Source organism: Streptomyces sp. R-74717, from assembly GCF_047305335.1.
Classification (GTDB): Bacteria; Actinomycetota; Actinomycetes; order Streptomycetales; family Streptomycetaceae; genus Streptomyces; species Streptomyces atratus.
This window is the reverse complement of sequence record NZ_CP102361.1, coordinates 811291-826780: the sequence shown is the minus strand read 5'-3', so window position 1 is coordinate 826780 and position 15490 is coordinate 811291. Positions and strand designations below refer to the sequence as shown.

11 protein-coding genes are annotated in these 15490 nt (G+C 69.4%); 5 read left to right on the top strand and 6 right to left on the bottom strand.

Annotated elements, in window-relative coordinates:
• Nucleotides 1-128 precede the first annotated feature (128 nt).
• The 4 genes from NRF20_RS03885 to NRF20_RS03870 form a co-directional block, all read right to left on the bottom strand.
• A complete protein-coding gene (locus NRF20_RS03885; RefSeq protein ID WP_398632024.1) occupies nucleotides 129-584 on the bottom strand; it encodes a MaoC family dehydratase in 456 nt (151 codons plus the stop codon).
• Nucleotides 585-643: 59 nt separating this feature from the next.
• A complete protein-coding gene (locus tag NRF20_RS03880) occupies nucleotides 644-2164 on the bottom strand; it encodes an acyl-CoA synthetase (protein WP_413752011.1) in 1521 nt (506 codons plus the stop codon).
• Between the two features lie 3 nt (nucleotides 2165-2167).
• Nucleotides 2168-3007, bottom strand: coding sequence for an amidohydrolase family protein (locus NRF20_RS03875; RefSeq protein ID WP_266364982.1), 840 nt, complete (start codon nucleotides 3005-3007; stop codon nucleotides 2168-2170).
• A 62-nt stretch (nucleotides 3008-3069) separates the two neighbouring features.
• Nucleotides 3070-3972 carry an SDR family NAD(P)-dependent oxidoreductase gene (locus tag NRF20_RS03870; protein WP_413752010.1) on the bottom strand — a complete coding sequence of 301 codons (903 nt, stop codon included), beginning with the start codon at nucleotides 3970-3972 and terminating at the stop codon, nucleotides 3070-3072.
• 152 nt (nucleotides 3973-4124) lie between these two features.
• Here NRF20_RS03870 and NRF20_RS03865 point away from each other — a divergent pair, with 152 nt between their 5' ends.
• From NRF20_RS03865 to NRF20_RS03850, 4 genes are all read left to right on the top strand, one after another.
• On the top strand, nucleotides 4125-5027 hold the full coding sequence (locus NRF20_RS03865; RefSeq protein ID WP_413752009.1) for a PaaX family transcriptional regulator C-terminal domain-containing protein: 903 nt from the start codon (nucleotides 4125-4127) through the stop codon (nucleotides 5025-5027).
• 95 nt (nucleotides 5028-5122) lie between these two features.
• Nucleotides 5123-6517, top strand: a complete 1395-nt coding sequence (locus NRF20_RS03860; protein ID WP_413752008.1) for an NAD(P)/FAD-dependent oxidoreductase — start codon at nucleotides 5123-5125, stop codon at nucleotides 6515-6517.
• A gap of 388 nt (nucleotides 6518-6905) precedes the next feature.
• A complete protein-coding gene (locus NRF20_RS03855; protein ID WP_413752007.1) occupies nucleotides 6906-7934 on the top strand; it encodes a helix-turn-helix domain-containing protein in 1029 nt (342 codons plus the stop codon).
• 692 nt (nucleotides 7935-8626) lie between these two features.
• On the top strand, nucleotides 8627-12016 hold the full coding sequence (locus tag NRF20_RS03850; protein ID WP_413752006.1) for a S8 family serine peptidase: 3390 nt from the start codon (nucleotides 8627-8629) through the stop codon (nucleotides 12014-12016).
• Nucleotides 12017-12509: 493 nt separating this feature from the next.
• Here the strand turns inward: NRF20_RS03850 and NRF20_RS03845 are convergent, their stop codons facing one another.
• Complete coding sequence (locus NRF20_RS03845) at nucleotides 12510-13670, bottom strand: amino acid deaminase (RefSeq protein ID WP_413752005.1); 1161 nt, start codon at nucleotides 13668-13670, stop codon at nucleotides 12510-12512.
• Nucleotides 13671-13871: 201 nt separating this feature from the next.
• Between NRF20_RS03845 and NRF20_RS03840 the strand changes: the two genes are divergently transcribed.
• Nucleotides 13872-14465 (top strand): cupin domain-containing protein, encoded by a 594-nt coding sequence (locus NRF20_RS03840; protein ID WP_398632016.1) that lies wholly within the window; start codon nucleotides 13872-13874, stop codon nucleotides 14463-14465.
• Between the two features lie 141 nt (nucleotides 14466-14606).
• Here the strand turns inward: NRF20_RS03840 and NRF20_RS03835 are convergent, their stop codons facing one another.
• Nucleotides 14607-15365, bottom strand: coding sequence for a GntR family transcriptional regulator (locus NRF20_RS03835; RefSeq protein WP_329832747.1), 759 nt, complete (start codon nucleotides 15363-15365; stop codon nucleotides 14607-14609).
• Nucleotides 15366-15490: the final 125 nt, after the last annotated feature.

The following is a 15490-nucleotide window of genomic DNA, read 5'->3' as shown; positions in this document are numbered from 1 at the left end:
GCGGCTGCACTTCCGCCCCTGAGCTCATGCTGTACGCGGCGGCACGGCTGCCGGGGAGCGACAGTGAGGGGGAGCGAGCCCGAGGGGCGGCGGCTTCGGTGGGCGCCACCTCGGGCTCGTCGTACGACTCAGGCGTAGAACCTGTACACCGCCTGGGCGACGCAGGCGGGCTTCGCCGAGCCGTCGATCTCCACGGTCAGGTCGACGACGACCTCGACCCCGCCCCGGACCTCCTCCGCGGACACGACCCGGCCGTGGGCGCGGACCTTCGCGCCGACCCGTACGGGAGAGGGGAAACGGACCTTGTTCAGACCGTAGTTGACGGCCATCGAGACGCCCTCGACCCGCAGCAGTTCGCTCCACAGGGGGATCAGGAGGGAGAGCGTGAGATAACCGTGGGCGATGGTCCCGCCGAAGGGGCCGTCCTTGGCGCGCTCGACATCGGTGTGGATCCACTGGTGGTCGCCGGTGGCGTCGGCGAAGGTGTCCACGCGCGGCTGGAGGATCTCCAGCCAGCCGCTGTGGCCGAGATCGGCTCCGGCCTGGGCCTTGATCTCGTCGATTCCGTTGACGGTGAGGGGCATGGGGTACTCCGGGGTGTTGAGAAGGATTCTGCCGATGAGGGGCGGTCAGTGAGGGGCGGTCAGTCGCCGAATTCGGACCGGATGACGCCCTTGAGCAGCTTTCCGGTGGCGTTGCGCGGCAGCATCGTGCCGCGCAGGAGGCGATAGGTCCTGGGAATCTTGTAGCGGGCCAGTCGGCCGTTCAGATGGGCGAGGAGTTCGGCCTCCGTCGCGGTGGAGCCCGGAGAGAGGACGACCACGGCCCGGCCGACCTCGCCCCACTTGGGGTCGGGCACGCCGAAGACCGCGCATTCGATGACGTCCGGATGTTCGAGGAGCGCGTCCTCGGTCTCGGCGGGGTAGATGTTCTCTCCACCCGAGATGATCATGTCCTTGAGGCGGTCGACCAGATGCACATAGCCGTATGCGTCGACCAGTGCCACGTCGCCGGAACGGAACCAGCCGTCCTCGGTGAAGGCCGCGCGGCTCTCCTCCGGAAGATTCCAGTAGCCGGGCGTGACGTTCGGGCCCGAGACGACGACCTCGCCCTTCTCGCCCGGTGCCATGTCCTCGCCCGCCGCGTTCCGGACGCGGACATCCGTGAAGAAGTGCGGTACCCCGGCCGAGCCGACGCGGTCGAGGGAGTCGGCGCGGTCCAGGACGAGCGCCCCGGGCGAGGTCTCTGTCATCCCGTACCCCTGGACGAACGCCAGTCCGCGCTCCAGATAGGCGCGCGCGGTGCGGGCGGGGACGGGTGCCCCGCCGCAGAGCAGGGTCCGCAGGCTCGACAGGTCGGCGGTGTCCCAGCCCGGCGCCGAGGCCATCGCGTCGTACATGGTCGGAACCCCGAACAGACAGCTGACGCGGTGCTGTTCCACCAGCTCAAGCGTGCGGTCCGGATCGAAGGAGGACTCCAGCAGTACCGTGCCGCCCTTGAGCAGGGTGGGCAGGGCGGTCATGTTGAGGGCCGCCGTGTGGAAGAGGGGCGCGCTGACGAGCGCGACTTCCTCGCCGGACAGGTCGGCGTCGACGAGGACGTTGACGCTGTTCCAGATGATGTTGCCATGGGTCAGGACAGCGCCCTTCGCCCTGCCCGTGGTGCCCGAGGTGTACATGATCAGGCAGGGCTCCTCGTGCCCCACCTCCTCATCGATCTCCTCCGCCGAGGCGGAGGAGATCGTCTCCTCGTAGGCGAGTCCCGGACCGGCCGTCACAGCGATCAGCGTCGCGAGGCCGGCCCGGTCCGCGAGCTCCACCATGTCGGCGGCCGGCCGGTGGGCATGGACCAGGACGCGGCTGCCGGAGTCGGTGATCTGGTGCACCAGTTCGGGCACGGTGAGACGGGAGTTCAGCGGTACGAAGACCGCCCCGAGCTGCCCCGCCGCGAAGAGGGCCTCCAGGAAGGCCGGATGGTTCGGGCCGAGGAAGGCCACCCGGTCCCCGCGCTCGACCCCTGCGTCACGCAGGGCATGGGCCAGCCGTGTGCAGCGGTCGTGCAACTCCCCGTAGGTGAGGCCGCGACCCTCGTGGACGAGGGCGGGGCGGCGCGGCGTCTTGCGATCGCGCCGGGCGGTCCAGGAACCGATCCCCTGGTTGCGCATGGCTCACTCCTCCGTCAGGCCGAGCAGCCGGGCCGCGTTCTCCTTGAGGATCTTCGGACGCACCTCGTCCTTGACCGGCAGCTTCGCGAAGTCGGCGAGCCAGCGGTCGGGGGCGAGCAGCGGGTAGTCGGACCCGAACAGCACCTTGTCCCGCAGCAGGCTGTTGGCGTACCGCACGAGCTGTGGCGGGAAGTACTTCGGCGACCAGCCCGACAGGTCGATGTACACCTCCGGCTTGTGCGTGGCCACGGCGAGAGCCTCGTCCTGCCAGGGGAAGGACGGATGGGCGAGAATGATCCGCATCCCTGGGAAGTCGGTGGCGACGTCGTCGACGTCCAGCGGATTCGAGTACTTCAGCCGGATGCCGCCGCCTCCGGGCGCCCCCGCGCCGATGCCGGTCTGCCCGGTGTGGAAGACGGCGATTGCGCCGGCCTCCTCCATGGCCTCGTACAGCGGGTACGCCATGCGGTCATTGGGGTGGAACGCCTGGATGTTGGGGTGGAACTTGAATCCCCGTACTCCGTACTCGGCGACCAGCCGGCGGATCTGGCGCACGGCGGCCCTGCCCTTGTACGGATCGACGCCCGCGAACGGGATGATCACGTCCGGGTGCTCCCGGGCCGATTCGGCGATTTCCTCATTCGGTACGGGTGCGGTGCCGGTGGCCGACTCCGCGTCGACCGTGAAGACCACACAGGCCATCCTCCGCTCGCGGTAGTACGCGGCGATCTCCGGCAGGGTGGGGTGGCGGTGCTCCGCCTTGAAGTACGTGCCGGCGGCGCTGTCCAGTTCGGCGGAGAGCGAGGTCGTGCCCCGCGCGGACACCTCGGCGTGGACGTGCATGTCGATGGCGATGAGCTCGGCCGGGTCCGGCCCACTGGTGCCGCTCGCGGCCGTGGTGCCCGTCACAGCTGCGGCGCCGGGATGCCATAGGTCTGCTCGGACCGGGCGAAGACGCTCGGCCAGGCCGCCGCGACAGCGTCCGCGCTCCAGCCACCGTCGGTGTAGGCCACGGCGACCTCCTGCGGGTGCGACCAGAGGGCGAGCTTGTCGCCGCCGACGCCGATGCACTGACCGGTGATGCCGGCCGAGGCGTCCGAGGCGAGGAAGGCGACGAGGCCGGCCACGTCCTCGGGGGTGCCGAATCCCTCGCCCTTGCGCAGGCTGTCGGGAAACGCGGTGCCCTCCAGCTCCAGCGCCTCGACGTGCGGGGCGAAGGCCGGAATGGTCTTCGTCATCGCGGTGGCGGCGACCGGTATGACCGCGTTGGCGGTGATACCGGCGCGAGCCAGCTCCAGCGCCCAGGTGCGCACCATGGCGGCGATTCCGGCTTTGGCAGCCGCGTAGTTGGTCTGCCCGAAGTTGCCGCGCTGACCCGCGGGGGAGCCGGCGACGATCACACGCCCGCCTTCGCCCTGTTCCCGCATCCGTTCGACAGCGGCCCGGACGCAGGTGAACGTGCCCCGCAGGTGTACCTGGACCACCGTGTCGAAGTCGTCGTCCGACATCTTCCACAGCACCTTGTCGCGCAGGACGCCGGCGTTGGTGACGATCGCGTCCAGGCGGCCCCAGCTTTCGACAGCCCGGGAGACCAGAGCATCGGCGGCCTCGGTGGAACCGACGGGCACCACCTCCGCGACCGCGCGCCCGCCGTCGGCGGTGATCTGTTCCACAGCCGCGGTGGCGGCGTTCGCATCCACGTCGTTGACGACGACTGCCGCGCCCGAGGCGGCGAGTGAGCGGGCGTAGGCCAGACCCAGACCGCGGCCGCTGCCGGTCACGACGGCGACCTTGCCGGAGAGATCCATGCTGCTTCCTTTCGTGAAGGCCGGTGCGCGGGTGCGGGAAGGGCGACCACGGCGGAGACCGGCGGGAGCCAAAGCTAGGCAGAATTTAAACCGCCGTCAATAAAATGCCTAATATTCATCTCGGAGGGCAGTGTGGCGCCTACGCTGTCCCCGTGACCCGACCCCACTCGCCCCAGGAACCGATCGACGCCGCCGAGGGCGGCGCATCTGCCAGGCCGCAGTCGCTGATGATGAGCTTCTTCGGCATTCACGTGCTCGGCCGTGACATCGCGCTCTCTTCGGCGTGCGTCATCGACGCCTTCGCCCGTGTGCGGGTGGGCGAGGATGCCGTCCGCTCGACGCTGACGCGCATGGTAGGCCGCGGTCTGCTGGAGCGGCATCGGCGAGGACGCCGCATGTACTTCTCGCTCACAGAGCGCGCGGCCGCTGTCCTCTCCGACGGGCAGGAGCGGATCTGGCGCGACGGAGCCGTCAATCGGGAGTGGGACGGAACCTGGACCCTGGTCGGTTTCTCGCTGCCGGAGTCCAGGCGCCGTGAGCGGCACGACCTGCGCTCACGCCTGGTGTGGGCCGGATTCGGGCCTGTGCAGAGCGGCCTGTGGGTCGCCCCGCGCCGAGTCGACGTCGCCCTGCTGGCGGCGGAGCTCGGGCTGGAGGATCACATCAGGGCCTTCCACGGCGAGGCTGCGCCACCGACGGAGGCGGGGTCTCTGCTGCACGCCGCCTTCGATGTGGACGCGATCGCCACCGGCTACCGGTCCTTCGTCGATCGGTGGGGCGGCCCCGTTCCGCCGGGCGGCGCGGCGGACGACATGGCGCTGCAGCTTCTGCTGCACACCGACTGGCTGGAACTCGTGCGCGACGCCCCCTATCTGCCCGCCGAGCACGTGCCCGAGGACTGGCCGGCCGCGCGCGCCGAGGGGCTCTTCCGTGAGCTGGCGCGGCAGTACGAGCCCGGTGCGTCGCGGATCGCGGACGAGATGCTGGACCGGATCGACCTGGCCGAGGGGGCCGCGAGCGAGGGGGCCGGGGTCGATGAGCCCGGGGCCGGCTGAACTCTTATGACAACACCGTTGACGTTATAATCCTCAAACGGTCTGATGGCGGCACTTCGGAGGCACGTTCCTCCGTAATCCGAAGGAGCCGCCTCATGGACCCCCTCATCTCGCTCCGGGACGCCGCACCGATCCCCTTCTGGCTGGACGACCCCGACCGGCCCCACGCAGCCCGCGCTCTCGTCGGGGCCACCCGCTGCGACCTGCTCGTGGTCGGCGGCGGATACAGCGGACTGTGGACCGCACTGATCGCCAAGGAACGTGACCCGTCCGCAGACGTGGTGCTGATCGAGGCGCAGGAGGTGGGTGGAGCGGCTTCGGGCCGCAACGGCGGATTCTGCGAAGCCAGCCTCACCCACGGCCTCAACAACGGACTGCAGCGCTGGCCGAACGAGATCGGTCTGCTGGAGCAGTTGGGCCGCGAGAACCTCCAGGCCATCGAGGACACGATCGAACGCCACGGGATCGACTGCGCCTGGGAACGCACCGGCTCTCTCGTCGTGGCCACCGAGCCCTATCAGGTCGCGGGCCTGACGGAGGAGGCCGAGAGCGCCGCCCGGTACGGCAGCCGCCCGGTCCTCCTGGACGCCGACGCCGTACGGGCCGAGATCGACTCACCCACTTTCCTCGGCGGCCTCTGGAACAAGGACGACGTCGCCATGGTCAACCCGGCCAGGCTGGCCTGGGGCCTGAAGCAGGCGTGTCTGAACCTCGGAGTGCGCATCCACGAGCACACTCCCGCGATGGAGCTCACCGAGGCCGGCGCCGGAATCGCCGTCCGCACCCCCTACGGCCGCATCGACACCGCGCGCGTGGCGCTCGCCACCAACGCCTACCCCTCCCTGGTCCGTCGCCACCGCCCGTACACCGTGCCCGTGTACGACTACGCCCTGATGACGGAACCGCTGACCGATGCTCAGCTGGCTTCCGTCGGCTGGCGCAACCGACAGGGATTCGCGGACAGTGCCAACCAGTTCCACTACGTACGTCTGTCCGCGGACAACCGCATCCTGTGGGGCGGATACGACGCCGTCTACCGCTACCGAGGCCGCGTCAGCGCCGAGCACGACCAGCGGCCGGCGACCTTCGCCACCCTCGCCCGGCACTTCTTCCGGACCTTCCCGCAACTGGAAGGGGTCCGCTTCACGCACGCGTGGGGCGGTGCCATCGACACCAGCACCCGCTTCTGCGTGTTCTTCGACACGAGTCACCGAGGGAAGGTCGCTTACGCCGCCGGCTACACCGGACTCGGCGTCGGTGCCACGCGCTTCGGCGCGGAGGTCATGCTCGACCTGCTCGCAGGCGACCGCACCCGGCGCACCGCGCTGGAGATGGTCCGGAGCAAGCCCCTGCCCTTCCCGCCGGAGCCGGTCCGCTCCCTGGGAATCGGCATCACCAAGTGGTCCCTCGCCCGAGCGGACGAGAACGCCGGCCGGCGCAACCTCTGGCTCAAGACCCTGGACCGCTTCGGTCTCGGCTTCGACAGCTGACGCCGGACTCGGCTGCTGCCAGGAGTGACCCGACGATTCCTGCGATGAGTCGGGGCGTCCTCGGCGTCGAGCAGCGCTTGGAGGAAGGCTGTGTCGGACGTCGCGGCCTCGGCGGGGGAGCCGGCCGGCCTTGTCGGTGATGAGCAGGAGCCTGGGGCGGTCGGTGCCAGGTGGGGTTCGCGGGCGAGGAGCGCCATCAGGACCTCGCGCGCGTCGACCTTCGAGCAGTCTGGAGCCCGGGTGATCGGCATCCTGGCCGGGGTATCGACCAGGCAAACAGTCAGTGGCGACAACCTGACGGAGGGATAGGGTTCGGCTGAGAAGAATCCGCTCGGTGCAGACGAGCTGCGCCAGGGCCGGACACGGTGGCCGCCCGAGGAGGAGCCGGATGCTGCAGGCGCTGGGATTGGGCCCGGCCGAAGAGGCCATCTATACGGCACTGCTGGCCCGCCCGACAGCCTCCGCGCAGGACCTCGCCCGGCAGACCGGACTCGAGAAGGCCGAGAGCGTGCGCATCCTGCTCGACCTGGCGGCGCGTGGCCTGGTGGCCGTCGCCACCGAGGCCGAGAGTGGGGCACCCGACTCGGCCGATTGCGAGGCCGGCCGCCAGCCTGCCCATTACCGGCTCACACCGCCCTCGGTGGCCCTGGCTCCGCTCCTCGTCGAGCAGCGCAACGCGCTGCACCAGGCCGAGACCGCGTTCTCGATGTTGACCGAGCAGTACCGCACTACCGCCGCACACACTGCGGGCGGTGTCGTGGAGGTGGTCGTCGGCGTGGAGCAGGTCGCACGCCGGTTCCACCAACTGCAGCGCGGCGCCCAGCGGGAGTTGCTTGTCTTCCTCGTCGGCGAGACCATCGCGGTGCCCCGCGAGGATGCCGACACGTCGGAGAGTTCCGCGCTGGACCGCGGGGTCGACTTCCGGGTCGTGGCCGCCAAGGACTATCTCGACGGTCACGACGTTGTGCGGGACGTGCGGGCGGCAGTCACGGCAGGCCTCGAGCTTCGCCTGGTCGATTCGCTGCCGCTGAAGATGGTTGTGTCGGACCGGGAGCGCGCCATGGTGCCACTGGACATGGCGGACTCCGGCGGTGAGCCGAGCGCAATCGTGGTGCACCGCAGCGGCCTGCTGACGGCCCTGGTCCATCTCTTCGAGAAGGAATGGGCCCAGGCCCGGCCGATGTACACCACTGCCACGGGCGTGCGCGAGGAGCCGGCAGCCGATCAGCAGCCGACCGAGGAGGAACTGGAGGTCCTCGCCCTGCTGCTGGCAGGGATCTCCGACCGGCGGGCGGCATCGCAACTCGGTCTCTCCATACGCACCGTGGAGCGACGCATACGCCGCCTGATGGACCTTGCCGGAGCGGAGTCGCGCCTGCAACTCGGATGGCACGCTGCACGTGCGGGCTGGCTTTGACCTCCTCTTCGGCCTGACAGCCGAGGACTTTCCGTCTGTTGGTGGCCCCCTGCGAGGGTGGCCGCCAACTCCTGGCGGGTCCCTGCTTCACCGCCGGCGGGCCTGTGAACCGGGCTGGAGATATCTACCGGAGCGGCGGCACGCGGCACCCACGCCGACAGGTACCTGACCGAGTCCCTATCGGCTCTCGGCGGCTTGGGGATGAGGAACGACATCGCGATGGCGGCGGCCATGACGACGACACCGGCGATGTATCCGGGGGAGGGCGTCGGGTTGGCGCACGGGGAGGCGGTCTCGACTGTGTACGGCACCGCGAAGCCGGGACCGGAGCCGAGGCTGAACGAACGCGCGTTCAGACCTGGGCCGGAAGCCCGAGTTGTCGCGGACGGAGAGGACGACGGCGAGCCGACCGGTGAATCCGCTGCCCGCGGTGGTCTGGTGGCTGTCAATGCCGGCGACCGGTCAGCGGCGAACTCGACGGCGTGCAGGGCGCGGGCGAGCGTCGGCCCGGCGAAGCGTACCCCCACCTGCCGGGCCCGAAGATTCACTGAGCTGACGAACCACTTGATGTGACCGCGTGACGGAATACCGCCACGTGGGAAACCCGTCACGCACGGCAACCCTAAGTGATCCGGATGTCTGCCAGGATGCAGCCGCAGCATGGCATGTTCACGGTTCAAGTAGGGAGACTCATGCATCCCATAGCGCGTATAGCCTTGGGCACGGCGACCGCCGCCGTCCTGGCCGTCACTGCGGTCGCACCATCAGGGGCGGCGGATACGCCGCCTGACGGTGCCTCGGGAAAGAGGCCCGTCATCGGCAGCGGGGCCGCAGTAAAGGGTGGCAAGCAGGTCGCGGTCACGCTCGTCACCGGCGACAAGGTGCTGGTGACCACGGACACGTCGGGCCGCAGCTCGGCGGCCGTGCTGCCCCGCGAGGACGGCACACAGCCGATTGTGCAGACCTTTCAGATGGGCAAGGACCTCTACGTCTACCCGGAGGACGCCTCCCGGGCGATCGCCGAGGGCAAGGTCGACGAGCAGCTGTTCAACGTCACTGGGCTCATCCGCCAGGGATACGACGACGCACACACCGACACGCTGCCGCTCATTGCCACCTACCGGAACAGTGTGAACGTTGCCGACAGCGCGCCGGTGGCCCCTCGTGGGGCCGAGCGGGGCTTGAGCCTCCCGGCTGTGGACGGCGTCGCGCTCAAGGCCGGCAAGGACACGGCCGCCGCCTTCTGGCAGGACGTCACCAACACCCGCTCACGTTCTGCCTCCACGTTGAAGAAGCTGTGGCTGGACAGCAAGGTCAAGGCCACGCTGGACCGGTCCACCAAGCAGGTGCACGCGCCGGAGGCCTGGGCCGAGGGCTACGACGGCAAGGGCACCAAGGTCGCCGTGCTGGACACGGGCGTGGACGCCGAGCACCCGGACCTGGTGAGCCGGGTCGCCGCGTCCAAGAACTTCACGGACTCCAACAGCACCGCCGACCGGCAGGGGCACGGCACCCACACCGCCTCCACGGTCGGCGGTTCCGGAGCAGCCAGTGACGGCCGCAAGAAGGGCGTCGCCCCCGGGACCGACCTGCTCATCGGCAAGGTCCTCAACGACGGCGGCTCCGGCGCAAGCTCCTGGATCATCGCGGGTATGCAGTGGGCCGTCGACCAGCAGGCCGATGTCGTCTCCATGAGCCTGGGCAACCCCGCGATCGGCGACTGCACCGACCCGCTGGCCGAGGCCGCGAAGCAGCTCTCGCAGAACACGCACACCCTGTTCGTCGTCGCCGCCGGCAACGCCGGCTCGGGCATCGAGACCGTCTCCTCGCCCGGCTGTGCGCCCGGCGTGCTGACCGTCGGCGCTGTCGACCGTGACGACACCACCGCGTGGTTCTCCAGCCGCGGTCCGGTGGCCGTCACCCACACCCTCAAGCCCGAGATCGCCGCCCCCGGCGTCGACATCTCGGCGGCCAACGCAGGCGGACGCGGCGTCTACGCCTACCAGACGATGTCGGGCACCTCCATGGCGACCCCGCACGTCGCAGGCGCAGCGGCCATCGTCCGCCAGGCCCACCCGGACTGGACCGCGCAGCAGATCAAGGCTGCCCTCGTCTCCTCCGCCCGCTCCGGCGGCAAGGTCGCCGGCGCCGACCAGACCGGGGCCGGCGTCCTCGACGTGGTCGCGGCGGTGCACCAGAAGGTGCTCTCCGCGCCCGCCGTCCAGGGCGGCAGTTACAACTGGCCGCAGGACACCTCGGACCGCACCACCGTGCAGGTGCCCTTCACCAACACCAGCGCCGACGACCTCGCCCTGAGTCTCAAGGTCAGCGGTGTGCACGGCAACGACGGCAGCGACGTCAACTCCGGCGTCATCAAGCTGGAGCAGGGCAAGGTGACCGTTCCCGCGGGGGCCACCGTCCAGGTGCCGCTGCGGATCGACCCCACTGCCCGTCTCAAGGCCGCCCAGTACGGTGCCGTCACCGGCCGTATCTCGGCCACTGGCAGCAATGCGCACGTCTCCGTGCCGGTCACGCTCTACGTCCAGCCGGAAACGGTCACCCTCCGGGTCAAGGTCATCGACCGCAACGGCAAGCCCGCGACCGGCCCCTCCTCCCTGGACCTGGTCAGCCTCGACACCGACAAGGGCGAGCGCCGCAGCAACGCGGGTGCGACCGCCCAGACGTACAGCGTGCGCCCGGGCGACTATGCCCTCAGCAGCTTCGTGGCGAGCTACGACGCGAACAACAAGCCCGAATCGATCAGCTACCTCGGGAACCCGCAGCTGCGGATCACCCATGACACCACCGTCGTCCTCGACGCCCGCAAGGCCCACCAGCTGAGCCTGCACACCGACCGCCCCTCGACGGTGAACAACACCACGTTCAGCTACGCCCGCACGTGGGACGACACCTGGCAGATATCCGGATCGCTCATGTCCGGCAACACCGTCCAGAAGTTCTACGCAGACGTCGACGGACGTGCCGAGAACGGCACCTTCGAGTTCCGGCCCACCTGGCGCGCGACCGGCTCCGAGGACGGCTCGCCCTACGTCTACAACCTGTCGTTCCCGACCCAGGGTCCGCTGCAGTCCGACCAGGTCTACAAGCCCGAGGACTCCAAGCTGGCCCAGGTCACCGAAACCTGGAACGCCATGGGCAAGGAGGCCGACTACATCGACGCGATGTTCATCCGCCCCACCGGTAGCAGCGGCGCCTACGTCCCCGTGAGCCCGTTCGGCATGGTCCACGTGCCCGGTACCCGCACTGCCTACTACACGACCGGCGACGACGCCTGGTACCACGGCGCGATGACCAGCTTCCCGTTTGCCGCGTTCATGAGCGACCAAGAGCGCACCTACCGGGCCGGAGAGCGGCGTGCCGAGGAGTGGTACGGCGGCCCTCTGCGGCCGGCCGCGCCGCGCGACGCCGACGGCAAGCTGATGCTGACCGCCGAGCGGCAGGGCGACCTGATCGGATTCCAGAACGCGCTCTGGCTCGACGCCTCCGGCGACCACTGGTCCTACGGCGGATCGTTCGGCGACCTCGGCAACCTGGTGCTGAAGCGCAACGGTGAGCAGATCGCCACCAGCGCCTACCCGTACGACGTGTTCAAGGTTCCGGCTGAGGACTCCGCGTACGAGCTCACCCAGAATCTGGAGAAGATCGACACCTCGGACCGGAACTGGCTGCGCTCCACCGCTGTCAAAACCACCTGGAGCTTCCGCTCCCACCTGGAGCCGGACGTCTACTCGCGCGGCCTGCCGATCCTCGCCCCGGCGTACGACGTGCCGGTGGACGGCCTGAACACCCTGCCCGCGCAGAGCGGCATCAAGGTCGGCCTGTCGGTCGAGGGCCACGCCGGGTACACCCCGGGCACGATCACGGCGGCCTCGCTGTCCTACTCCTACGACGGCGGCACCACCTGGACAAAGGCGCCGACCGAGCAGCAGGACGGCAAGTGGACGGCCGTCCTCGACCACGCCGGCGCCGCCGGCAAGCAGGTCACGCTGAAGGCCACCCTCACCGACGCCAACGGCAACGCGGTCACCCAGACCATCACCCGCGCCTACGACGTCCGGTAGCCACACAGTCCGGCCGGGCGGTCTCCCACAACAGGGGGCCTGCCCGGCCACCCACCTGCCGTGTCAGCGGTGCGGTCGGAGACGAGGCCGGCGATGGCACGGTAGGTGGCGGACTCGCCGCGGACGTACCGACTCGTCGCACATCACGGCACGGGTGGAGTCATCTCTGACTGGTTGGCCAACCCGGGCTCCCGCGCCCACGAGTTCACCCCACCGAGGGCGGTCCTGGCGTGGCGCTGGTGAGGTTCCGGTCGTGGGTGATGGTCTGCCCGTGACGTAGCAGATGCCCCAGACCATCAGCATGGCCACTCCCCGATCCGTGGTCGAGGGAGACTTCCTGCTCTCCCTCATCGTGTGGGCCTCCCCGCGGCTCGGCCTGCGCTCTCCCCGCCGTGCGCACCTTCGGAGAAGGGCCTTGCCCCCGGGGATCCTGGACACCGGAGAGACTTGGATCTCCGCCACGCCATACACCGATCGCATGGGGAGACGCCGGTCAGCGGAATTGAGGGTGCCACACGTCTTGGCTGTCACCTTTGTCGTTCACCACGGTGATGTCGGGCCACCGGTCGAATGCGGAGCACGGGTGGGAGATCCCGAGATCGACCTCGTCGCCCACGTTCAGACCATGGGCGTCCGTGAGGACCAGGTGGTGGTCGTAGATGTGGGCCGCGATGGCGCGCGCGGCCGGCCGCGGCGCTCCTTGTGCGTCGCGGGAGCCGATGAGGACCGGCAGTCCGGCATCGTAGGGAAGCTCGCGTTTTCCGGCGCCGACGATGATCCGTCCTGGCTCCGGCGTGGAGAGCACGACCGCCCGGACGGTCAGCGCGGGGCTCAGTCCCGGCAGCGGCGAGACGTCGGCGTACGTGCCGTGGTCATGTGTGACGTAGCAGCCCGACCGCAGGACGGGCACCATCGGTGGGCGACCGGGTGACTCCGTGAGTTCCGAAAGGGCGCGGACGACCCGGTCGGGGAAGGCGGAACCACCCATGCTGAAGACGGGCCGCGCCGTCTGGAACAGCGGTGTCAGGGCGTGGAAGAGTGAGGCTGCCTTCCGGCAGTGCGCGTCGACGTCCGCGATCGTGACCGCGTCCCGGCGATTCGGCCGGATGCCTTCATAGCCCGCGACCCCGGCCAGGAGAAGCCCTGGCGATGCCTGGCATGCCCTGGCGAGGTCATGCGCCTCGGCGGACTCCCGCACCCCGGTTCGTCCTCCTTGCGCACCGACGTCCACGAGGACGTGCAGGGGATTGTGTGCTCCTTCCATGACCGCCCGTGCCAAGCCCACCCCTGCCGTCGAGTCCATGAAGCAGTACAGCTCGAGCCCGGGTGTTGCGTCGAGCCATCGGCGCAGGAGGGCGAGGTCGGGGCGGTGGATCACTTGGTTGGCGATGACGATGCGTCGCACCCCCCAGCCCAGCGCTATCCCGCACTGCCTCACCGTGGCGACCGTCACCCCCCACGCCCCGGCGGCCATCTGCCGCTCGACGATGGGACGTGTCATCGTGGTCTTGATGTGCGGGCACAGTTCCACGCCCTGATCACGGCACCAGTCCGCCATGAGGTGCACATTGTGTTCCAGCGCCCGTACGTCGAGCCGAAGCTGGGGCATATCCGGCACTGGGTATGCGGTGAGTGCCGTGTCGTCGCGGTCCATCAGTCCTCCAAATTCCGTTCGGCGCAGGCGGGTTCCTGCGCAGAGTCCGCCGAACTCCTGACCGCCTGGGCCTCCCGGCCGTCACCGAAGGCTGAAGCAAGCGGGTGGGACGCGTCCCCGAGGGCAGAGCCGCCGACGACGATCGAATGGACACTATAATGGACGTTCGTACTGTTTACTGGATGACGGGATTGTGCTGCCGTGCCCACTGACGATCTTCCGCCGGCTCCGCCGCAGCCCTCGCCCAACGGCGGCATCGGCCAGCACCTTCGCCAGGAACGCCTGCGGCGAGGCCTCACGCTGGAGCAGCTCGCAGAGAAGACGGGCTTGTCCCGCAGCTACCTCAGCAACGTGGAGCGGGAGGTGAACAGCCCCACGATCAACACGCTGCGCACGATTGTCGACGCTCTCGGCACGACCCTCAGCCAGCTCTTTCACGCGGTCGACCGTGAACGCCGCGTGCTCACGCGCCCTCACGAGCGCGTTGAACTCACCCGGGCGGGAGTGCAGGGCATCACCTACACACTCCTGAACCCCAACCGCATGGGGAGCCTCGAGATGATGATGCTGGAGGTGGCCCCGGGAGCATCCTCCGGCGACAACCCGCACACCCATGCCGGAGAAGAAGTCGGTCTCCTGCTGAAGGGAGAGCTGGACTACTGGATCGACGACGTGTGCTACCGCCTGCAGCCCGGCGACTGCGTCAGTTTTGACTCCTCCGCCCCGCACCGGTACCACAACCCGGGCACGGTCCCGGCAGTCTGCGTCTGGTCGGAGACCCGGCCGCGATTCTGAGGAGCGGTGAACCGGCCGCGTGGGCATGGTGGCACCGCGGCCGGGAATGCCGGAACCCGACTGGGCCCAGCTCGCCGGTCGGCACCGGACATGAGCCGGCCACCCTCGCGCGGCGGACGACTGCGATGACGGCCGGTCAGCTCAGCCGCGTCGGCGCGACAGTGCCGTCGTCGCCACTGAGTTGTGCACCGTGAAAGCAATCGTGCCCGGCAGAAAGCGGTCGTCCGACCACATCAACGGTCTGCCCGCCTGGTCCGTGGCCCGTCGCCGCTCCCGCATCAGCGGCGCGTCCGGGGCACAGCCGAGGAGGCGCGCGTCGTCGGCATCGGCGTAGACGAGGTCAATGGTGTGTTCCGTGTCCGCGAACACCACTCCCTCCTCCGTCAGTGGATCGGTGTGCGAGATCGCGTGGGGATCCAGGTGCTTGATCAGGGCGCCGATCCGCTCGGGGTAGAGAGTCCTCTCGATCATGATCGGAACACGCGACAGTGTCCGCAGTCGGAGCACCCGGTATATCTGCGACCCCGGAGCGAGGCTGAGCTGCTCGCATTCCAACGGTTCTGCGGGACGGCGTTCGATGTCGATCGTGCGGCTGCCTGGTTCCTCTCCGAGCGAGCGTGCCCATCGGGTGAAACTCAGCAACTCGAAAAAACTCTGCGTACGTGCGGTGCCGAGCACGACGCGGCGCGTGCCACGTCGGGAAGTGACCAGGCCGTTTGCGCGCAGCACGGCCAGCGCCTGACGGACGGTCCCGCGTGAGACGCCGTACTGCTGCGCGAGCTTCTCCTCGCTGGGCAGCCGGCCGTCCGACCCGTAGGCGCCGGCAGCTATGGCCTCGCGCAGGTCAGCCGCCAGCCGCCGGTACCGGGCTCCGGTGGTGCCGCCCCCAGCGACCGCCATTCCGCTCTCCTTCCCCCTCAGCCGCCCGTCGCCGCTGCTGTGGAACGTGAGCCTATCCGCTCCCGAACGTGGCGCACCGATCAGGTCTCTCCCGCCGCACAGCCCGCGATCTCTTCCCGAGAGGC

Bases quoted from the DNA above. Each gene is read 5' to 3' on its own strand.
- NRF20_RS03885 (WP_398632024.1), bottom strand. From the start codon at position 584: ATGCCCCTCACCGTCAACGGAATCGACGAGATCAAGGCCCAGGCCGGA.
- NRF20_RS03880 (WP_413752011.1), bottom strand. From the start codon at position 2,164: ATGCGCAACCAGGGGATCGGTTCCTGGACCGCCCGGCGCGATCGCAAG.
- NRF20_RS03875 (WP_266364982.1), bottom strand. From the start codon at position 3,007: ATGCACGTCCACGCCGAGGTGTCCGCGCGGGGCACGACCTCGCTCTCC.
- NRF20_RS03870 (WP_413752010.1), bottom strand. From the start codon at position 3,972: ATGGATCTCTCCGGCAAGGTCGCCGTCGTGACCGGCAGCGGCCGCGGT.
- NRF20_RS03860 (WP_413752008.1), top strand. From the start codon at position 5,123: ATGGACCCCCTCATCTCGCTCCGGGACGCCGCACCGATCCCCTTCTGG.
- NRF20_RS03855 (WP_413752007.1), top strand. From the start codon at position 6,906: ATGCTGCAGGCGCTGGGATTGGGCCCGGCCGAAGAGGCCATCTATACG.
- NRF20_RS03850 (WP_413752006.1), top strand. From the start codon at position 8,627: ATGCATCCCATAGCGCGTATAGCCTTGGGCACGGCGACCGCCGCCGTC.
- NRF20_RS03845 (WP_413752005.1), bottom strand. From the start codon at position 13,670: ATGGACCGCGACGACACGGCACTCACCGCATACCCAGTGCCGGATATG.
- NRF20_RS03835 (WP_329832747.1), bottom strand. From the start codon at position 15,365: ATGGCGGTCGCTGGGGGCGGCACCACCGGAGCCCGGTACCGGCGGCTG.